At 38.0% G+C, this 7,478-nt stretch carries 10 protein-coding genes; 5 read left to right on the top strand and 5 right to left on the bottom strand.

The features are described 5' to 3' along the window. Positions 1-132: 132 nt before the first annotated feature. The 3 genes from KTHG_RS10085 to KTHG_RS10075 all read right to left on the bottom strand — a co-directional run bounded on the left by KTHG_RS10085 (position 133) and on the right by KTHG_RS10075 (position 2,205). Positions 133-558, bottom strand: coding sequence for a hypothetical protein (locus KTHG_RS10085; RefSeq protein ID WP_139993274.1), 426 nt, complete (start codon positions 556-558; stop codon positions 133-135). Positions 559-770: 212 nt separating this feature from the next. Next, a complete protein-coding gene (locus KTHG_RS10080) occupies positions 771-1,274 on the bottom strand; it encodes a hypothetical protein (RefSeq protein ID WP_139993272.1) in 504 nt (167 codons plus the stop codon). A gap of 343 nt (positions 1,275-1,617) precedes the next feature. Beyond that, positions 1,618-2,205, bottom strand: a complete 588-nt coding sequence (locus KTHG_RS10075) for an AbiV family abortive infection protein (protein WP_139993270.1) — start codon at positions 2,203-2,205, stop codon at positions 1,618-1,620. A gap of 132 nt (positions 2,206-2,337) precedes the next feature. Here KTHG_RS10075 and KTHG_RS10070 point away from each other — a divergent pair, with 132 nt between their 5' ends. Genes KTHG_RS10070 through KTHG_RS10060 form a run of 3 tightly spaced genes read left to right on the top strand, consistent with a single transcriptional unit; the run spans position 2,338 to position 4,713 of the window. After that, positions 2,338-3,252 carry a VOC family protein gene (locus KTHG_RS10070; protein WP_139993268.1) on the top strand — a complete coding sequence of 305 codons (915 nt, stop codon included), beginning with the start codon at positions 2,338-2,340 and terminating at the stop codon, positions 3,250-3,252. Then, positions 3,253-4,311 carry an LLM class flavin-dependent oxidoreductase gene (locus tag KTHG_RS10065; RefSeq protein ID WP_139993266.1) on the top strand — a complete coding sequence of 353 codons (1,059 nt, stop codon included), beginning with the start codon at positions 3,253-3,255 and terminating at the stop codon, positions 4,309-4,311. Positions 4,312-4,323: 12 nt separating this feature from the next. Then, positions 4,324-4,713: an OsmC family protein gene (locus tag KTHG_RS10060; protein ID WP_139993264.1), complete on the top strand. Its 390-nt coding sequence runs from the start codon at positions 4,324-4,326 to the stop codon at positions 4,711-4,713. A 44-nt stretch (positions 4,714-4,757) separates the two neighbouring features. On the opposite strand, the gene KTHG_RS10055 is transcribed toward KTHG_RS10060, so the two are convergent. After that, complete coding sequence (locus KTHG_RS10055; protein WP_139993262.1) at positions 4,758-5,225, bottom strand: SH3 domain-containing protein; 468 nt, start codon at positions 5,223-5,225, stop codon at positions 4,758-4,760. 107 nt (positions 5,226-5,332) lie between these two features. Here KTHG_RS10055 and KTHG_RS10050 point away from each other — a divergent pair, with 107 nt between their 5' ends. Then, the gene (locus KTHG_RS10050) at positions 5,333-5,980 is read left to right on the top strand and encodes a hypothetical protein (protein WP_139993260.1); all 648 of its coding nucleotides are present in this window, start codon (positions 5,333-5,335) and stop codon (positions 5,978-5,980) included. 37 nt (positions 5,981-6,017) lie between these two features. On the opposite strand, the gene KTHG_RS10045 is transcribed toward KTHG_RS10050, so the two are convergent. After that, complete coding sequence (locus KTHG_RS10045) at positions 6,018-6,845, bottom strand: YitT family protein (protein WP_139993258.1); 828 nt, start codon at positions 6,843-6,845, stop codon at positions 6,018-6,020. A gap of 156 nt (positions 6,846-7,001) precedes the next feature. Between KTHG_RS10045 and tnpA the strand changes: the two genes are divergently transcribed. Further along, the gene (gene tnpA, locus KTHG_RS10040) at positions 7,002-7,406 is read left to right on the top strand and encodes an IS200/IS605 family transposase (protein WP_139993256.1); all 405 of its coding nucleotides are present in this window, start codon (positions 7,002-7,004) and stop codon (positions 7,404-7,406) included. The last annotated feature ends 72 nt before the right edge of the window (positions 7,407-7,478 follow it).

Below are 7,478 nucleotides of genomic sequence, written 5' to 3'. Positions count from 1 at the left end.
CAAATTAATGATTTGTGGCTTTTTTGATGTTCCCTAACTTTCGTTTGGGAACGTTATTTTGAATAGGATTGTATATTGCATCGTTAGTATAAGAAACCTAAGAATGATTTGGGAACTTTTATTTGTATAAAACTATTTAAATTTTATTTCATCAATCTTAACTTCACCGTTAATCTTGTATTTTAATATTAAAGAATATTCCGTACCTTCATCTAAGGCATTTCCCAAAGGAAACTCTATAAAGATAGGATTTTTTTCATTCTTATAATTCTCTTCAGTGAAACCAGCTTTAACATCCTCATTTGTATAAGTTGCTACTTGCTTATCAGAAGCTGCCTTCTTTATATAAAAAGAAACTACTTCCATCTTATCCTTTTCATTTTTTTGAGATAAAACACCTTGTAACTCCTCAGAACTATTTTTATCTTCCATGATCTTATAATTCCAATTAGAATTATCATTAATGGCTTTCATTTTTGGCGCATTGCTATATATTATAATTCCTACAATCAGAACAAATGCCAAAATAATAAATATCAACAATTTTTTATTTTTCATCTCATCTCTACCCTCCTAAAAAAATTCACAATAAATACTCCTCATCACATTCAAATCAAAGTTAAATAATTCCTTTTATTGTAGACTTTTTTAAATTGATTTAGTTCCCAAAGCGACGTTTGATAAAGAAAAATAGCTAGAATCGCATTGATCCTAGCTATTAGCATCCCTAACTACCATTTGGGAATGTTATTTCATTTTAATATTCCGTACTATTCATCTTCCCACATATTCCAATCATCTGTATGTTCTTTGATTTTCGGAAAAATAGTATCTAAAGAGGCATTAAAGAAATAGATTTCATCTTCATCTTCAACGATACTTACTAATTCACTTTCTCCGCTATAGAATGTTAGATATTCTAACCCCATACATATATCCCAACCATATGCATGATTTGTAAAAGTCTTGATGACTTCTTTTGAACGATTAATAGCTTTATATTTGAAAACATGTATTTTATAACGCTCTTCAAATATTTTCACTAGATTTCTATGTGTCTTTTTCTTTTCAATTAAAAACTCATCTAAAGGATCTAGATATTTTGAATAGGCATCTTCTAGACGATTTTTATTTAATATATTTTTAAAATTTACTTTTACATTTTCCTCAGCAATTGTAAATTCAAATGTATCAGCCTCTTTAAAAATATAATCTAGTAAATCATAATACTCTTGTCCTTTAAAATCTTTTTTGGTCATTTTTAGTAATTTCAATTGTAAATATCTCCTTCTTAATGTTGATATATTAAAACCATACGAATAAATATTTCGTCTTTTTTAGTATCCAAAGCCGTATTCAGGAAAATAAATCAGTCGATTTCGTAACTACCAATAACACCCCTACATGAATTGCTCATACAATTCACCCGTAAAAACTCGCTCGTTCACTTGCTTTCTTCTACTTATAACCTAACTAAAAAAGAGGCTAGGACAAAACACTTTTTTAGCGTTCGCAACGAAAAACAGGAACCGCGCAACAGCACGATTCCAGTTTTTCTTATGCTCATATGAGCGAGTGTTCTTACACGTATGTCCCAGCCTCTTTTTCATTCTGTCCTTAATAATCCATCATTAATTGATTGGCAAGTGCGGCCATGCCAATCTCTACCATATGTTCATATGTAATTACGTCGGCTGGGCATTGATAGCCGTCATTTGTAATATCGACTTGCAGCACGCTTTTGCGTAGCTCATTGCGCTCATGCATCACGCGCTCAATATGATCCGCTCCGTCAAACATCATATATTGAAGTGGCTCATCAAGTGCAGCTACAAGCGCTTCCTCATCTCCTGCTAGTAATCGTTTAAACGAATCAATGGCATTCGCAAATTCTGATAAGGTTTGAACCTCATTGCCAAACGCGCGGTCTTTTAATAATTTTACGAGCGCCTGCTCAATAATCGTATCTTTTTCAAGCACGGTATTATCATTTAATAAATCGACATCAATGGCCGGCCAATTAATCGGTGCTACTTTTTCTGTGCGCTCAATACTAAAATATTTATTCATTTCATCAATCGCGGCTTGAAAGCATAAATACGCACGACTGTAGCGATGACGCGCCGCTAAGAGTAATCCGTCCTCAATCAATGCCTCACTATTTTGGCGTAATCCATCTAAAAGTTGCTGTGTCTGTTGTTGCATGATTCATCCCCCTTACCTTCTATTATAGTAGAAATAATCTGACATCGTACAATTTTTCAATAACCCTTGCATTTATCTTGATTTCAAGATAAAATAGAAACAATTAAAGAGCTACATCTAGGAGGAAACATTATGCATCATCATATTTCAATGATTACAAAAAACGCAAATACCAATAACCACTTCTATCGTCATATTTTAGGCTTACGCCGTGTGAAACTGACAGTCAATCAAGATGATCCGCATATGTACCATTTATTTTATGGAGATACGACGGGAACCCCGGGCACAAATATTACATTTTTCGAGATGAAAATTGCTGGTGCAACACATCGCGGCACAAACGCAATCACAGGCTTTTCATTGATTGTGCCATCAGAAGAAAGTCTTATATTTTGGCAGCAACGCTTTACACAATATGATGTGAAGCATGGGGATATTACAACGTATGCAAATCGCCCAGCACTTCCTTTTGAAGATGAAGATGGTCTACGCATGCATTTAATCGTTGCAGATGACCGTGAAGATTTCTGGGAACCTTGGCCACAAACAGATATTCCAGAAGAGCACTTAATTCAAGGTATGGGTACCGTTGAAATGACCGTTCGTGACGAAGCGGCACTTGCCAAAACATTAACAGAAATTTTTGGTTATACTGCACAGAATCATATTTATCAAAAACAACTCGGCTCAGCACTTGGTGAAATCATGGTCATTGAACAACAGGGAGACCGCGAAAAACCTGGACGCGGCAGCATTCATCACCTTGCATTACGCGTCAAAGATTTAGAGGAGCTTGAAGATGTCCTAGCACAAGCGCGTGCACATGGTTTTAAATCAGAGGGCATTATTGACCGCTACTTCTTCCAAAGCATCTACTTCCGTGAGGCCAATCATATTTTAATCGAGGTAGCGACAGATGGACCTGGATTTACGATTGATGAAAATCGCGCGCATATGGGCGAAACACTCGATTTACCACCATTTTTAGAACAACGTCGCGCAGAAATCGAAGAAAAATTAACCGTTATTGAGGAGGAATTATAAATGAAAAACCGCATCAACCCAGCAAATGGCATGGAGTTTGGTTTGTATTCACTTGGCGATCACATTCCAAATCCATTAACAGGCTCTCGTCTATCTGCTGGTGAACGTATTCAAGAAATTATTGAGTTAGCACGTCTAGCAGAGGATGTTGGCATTGATGTCTTTGGTGTAGGCGAAAGTCACCAGAGCTACTTTACAACACAGGCGCATACGGTCGTGCTTGGTGCCATTGCACAGGCGACAAATACTATTAAATTAACGAGCTCTGCCTCTGTTATTAGTGTGGCGGATCCGGTTCGTGTATATGAAGAATTCGCAACACTAGACTTAATCTCAAATGGACGTGCAGAAATCGTTGCAGGACGTGGCTCTCGTGTCGGTGCCTATGATTTATTCGGTGTTGATTTAAAAGACTATGAGGCGATTTTTGAAGAAAAATTAGCGCTATTAAAACAAATTAACGATGCACAAGGTTTAGTTAACTGGGAAGGTCAATTCCGTAAACCACTTGTGAATGCCGATATTTTACCAAAACCATCAGAAGGGACACTGCCATTATGGCGTGCAGTTGGTGGTCCTCCGGGGTCAGCGATTAAGGCGGGCTATATGGGTGTGCCAATGATGCTCACAACACTTGGCGGACCTGCGCAAAACTTCGCCGTATCGGTTGATGCCTATTACGAGGCACTTGAACGTAGCGGCTTTAAGCGCGAGGATTTCCCTCTTGCAACAGCAAGTCTATTCCATGTAGGCGATACAGCTGAGCTTGCTGCAAATGGCGCACACCCTCATTTATCAGGTGGCTTCCAAGCGATTCGTGGTAGCGGCTATCCGTTCGCGCAGGTAGCTAATGCCGCACAGGACCCGACTGATGCGCTGATGGTCGGTGATAGCCAAATGATTATTGAAAAAATCCTGTATCAATACGAATTATTCGGTATGCACCGCTTTATGGCGCAAATTGACTTTGGTGGTGTGCCATTCGATAAATTAATGCATAATATCGAAATTATTGGCCACGATATTTTACCAGCTATTAAAAAATACACAAAAGCATAAAGGGGTTTTAGCATGACACGTATTCATTATGACAATCAGCAGGCAACAATTACAAATGATGCGGGTATGACGGCTACGGGCTTTAATGGTGACATCGATGCGCAAGGTTTTCGACCAAAGGAACTACTAGAGGCGGCGGTTGCGCTCTGTATGACGATGAACGTACGAAAGGTCTTAGAACGCGACGGCATTGATTTTCAGCTAGAGGACGTAGCAGCAACGGCTACTGCCTCTAAAGAGGATGGTATCACAAACCGCTTTACTACGATTGACGTTGAGCTCACATTGCCTGCTCATTTAGAGGCATCTTACCGTACCAAATTAATCAAAATTGCTGAACGTGGCTGCACGATTGGCAATACAATCAAAGCATCTGCTAGCATTTCTGTAACCGAAGCTTAATCGTAATAAAAAGAGGGATCGCGCCAATACGCGACCCCTCTTTTTTAATATTTCATATAGGCAGTCATAACATACCCTTCGATACACCGCCATCTGTTATGCAAATGAATTTTTGTCCATTCCCCGCCATCTTCTATAACTTCTACACGTGAACCAAAGGATAATGTACCAATTTTTTTGCTCGTTTGATAGGGCTCCTCAAAAATAACCACATCTTCTTTGGCCATTAATTCGCTCACGCCGTCAATATTGACCTGCAAATACGATAACTTCATATAACGACCGTCTGTTAGACAAACCCATTTTTCATTTATAAACTGCGCGACGACCACTTGCTGATGTACGCCATCTACAACTGCCGGAAACGTTCCTTGTCGCGCGCCTTTAACCGCATCATAATAGGGCGCATCCTTTGCTAAATAAAATATTTGATTCACCTGTTTTTTTCGTTTGGCTGCGATGAGGGCTACTATGACCGTTAGCGCAGTACCTATTATTAGTTTTTTCTTCATTATTCTCGCCCTTTCCTTCGTTAAACGATACTCATAATGATGCAATCATTGATTTCACTATTCATTTGCAGTTATAATAAACTCAATTTAAGTCTTAAGGAGCATCTATGTATATTTTAGACCAATCTAATCCATTCGAAGCACAAACGATGGCGTTTTCGCATCGTGAAAATCAAATTGTACAAGAATACAATCAGCTATTTGAATATTTTCTAGCAATGGCCGATAAATGTTCGATTATTAACTTAAATGAGCAACTGTTAGAAAATCAGTCATTACACATCATACGTCGCACATTATTAAATGGCAAAATTCATTTTCATTTCCAACTGGGTGAGGCAGAGCGACAATTTATTCGTACACTTATGCAGCATAACATCCAATGTACCTTTGAAAAAAATCAAAGCATCATCGCTTTATTTGATGAACATATTCTCTTTTTTCAAAAAACGCCATTTACTTGTCAGTTCATCGAGACTTCGCAAGTACCAGCTACGTATGAACTCATTGAAGAAAAACCAGCGCATTTTATTTTACAATCTGCACAGGCTGCTAAACTATTGCAAATTCTTGCTGCCCAGCTATTCCATGAAACGATTCTACTAGAAACAACGATTCATTTAGAAAAAGAGCCTCATTTCGTAGACTTTGATCCATCAAATCCGTTTGAAATACACATTCAAACAACTAAAACCGTCTCAGAATTAACACAAATTTTAGCAGAAGCAATGCTCATTTATTACGAAAAAAAATAAAAATCACGACCGACAATTGTTGGACGTGATTTTTTTGTTAACGTGGCATTGAAAAACCTCGACCTAAAATATCTGACGCATTTAAGAAAATAACGAATGAATCTGTTTCTTGTTGGAGTAATTCCTTTAAATAAACGGCCTCTGCCTGTTCAACGACCGTAAATAATAGGGCTTTTTGCTGTTTTGAATAGCCCCCCTCAGACCACAGCTTCGTCATACCACGGTCAATTTCATCGTGAATGAGCTTTTTCACGGCTTCTTCCTGGTCCGTCACAATTAACACCAGCTTCGATGTCGATGTGCGTAGCTGTACGAGGTCAATCACCTTACCTGTAATGAAAATCGCAATCATCGCATATAGCGCAAGCTCGAGATTAAAAACAAACATCGCCCAAATGACAATCGTTGCATCGATTAAAATTTGCGCAAAACCACTTGAAAAATGGAAATATTTTTTCAGTAACTGGCCAATAATCGTCGTCCCACCTGTAGAGCCATTACCACGGAATACGAGCCCTAGTCCAAGACCCGTCAAAATCCCACCATAAATTGACGCGAGCATTGGATCTTCCACACCTGCTGGTAGCTTACTCGTTAAGGCGATAAATAATGGTAATAAGGTCGTCCCAATAAGCGTTTTAACACTAAAGCTTTTTCCTAATAAAAAATAGCCTAAAATAAATAATGGTAGGTTCAGCGAAATTTGAACAAGCGAGGGTGTCCAACCATATAACTCATGCAAAATGGTACTGATGCCAACGACGCCACCAGCCGCAAGTTTTGCTGGTAGTAAAAAGGCATTATAGGAAATCCCCAAAATCAACGTTCCGATAATAATTAAACTGTACGAGCGCAATTCCTTCATATTTCTGTTCCCTTCTATCTTGAATGTAGCAGAGGACGCCCACCTCAAAGAGCGTAGCGAGTAGGTGGGTGGTGAATGCTACAAGGCATTAAGTTTTGACTGTAAATCAGCTTGATTGTATAATCAGTATTATAAACAAGAAAGGCTGATACAACAATGGTTTTAGATAGTAATAATCATTCAGTATTCTCATTGCACTATCACTTAGTTTTAGTCGTCAAATACCGAAAAAAAGTATTTAATGATGAGAAATCAACTTACGCAAAAGATATTTTTAAAAGAATAGGAAGCAACTATAACATATCTTTAGTAGAATGGCACCATGATAAAGACCATGTTCACATTTTATTTAAAGCACACCCTAATACCGAACTTTCAAAATTCATCAATGCATATAAATCAGCGAGTTCACGTCTAATAAAACGAGACTTTCCAGAAATCAAACAGCAATTATGGAAAGAAATGTTTTGGTCTAAAAGTTACTGTCTCATAACAACTGGCGGTGTATCGATAGAAACGATTAAAAAATATATTCAGTCTCAAGGACAAAATAATAAGTAGAAAGAGGTGATTGTCATGCCACATAAAGCCTACAAATTCCGACTCTACCCGAATAAAGACCAACGAGCATTG

It is taken from the genome of Kurthia sp. Dielmo (assembly GCF_000307285.2).
GTDB lineage: Bacteria > Bacillota > Bacilli > Bacillales_A > Planococcaceae > Kurthia > Kurthia populi.
Note: the sequence above shows the minus strand (reverse complement) of the source record. Positions and strands in the feature narration are given on the sequence as shown.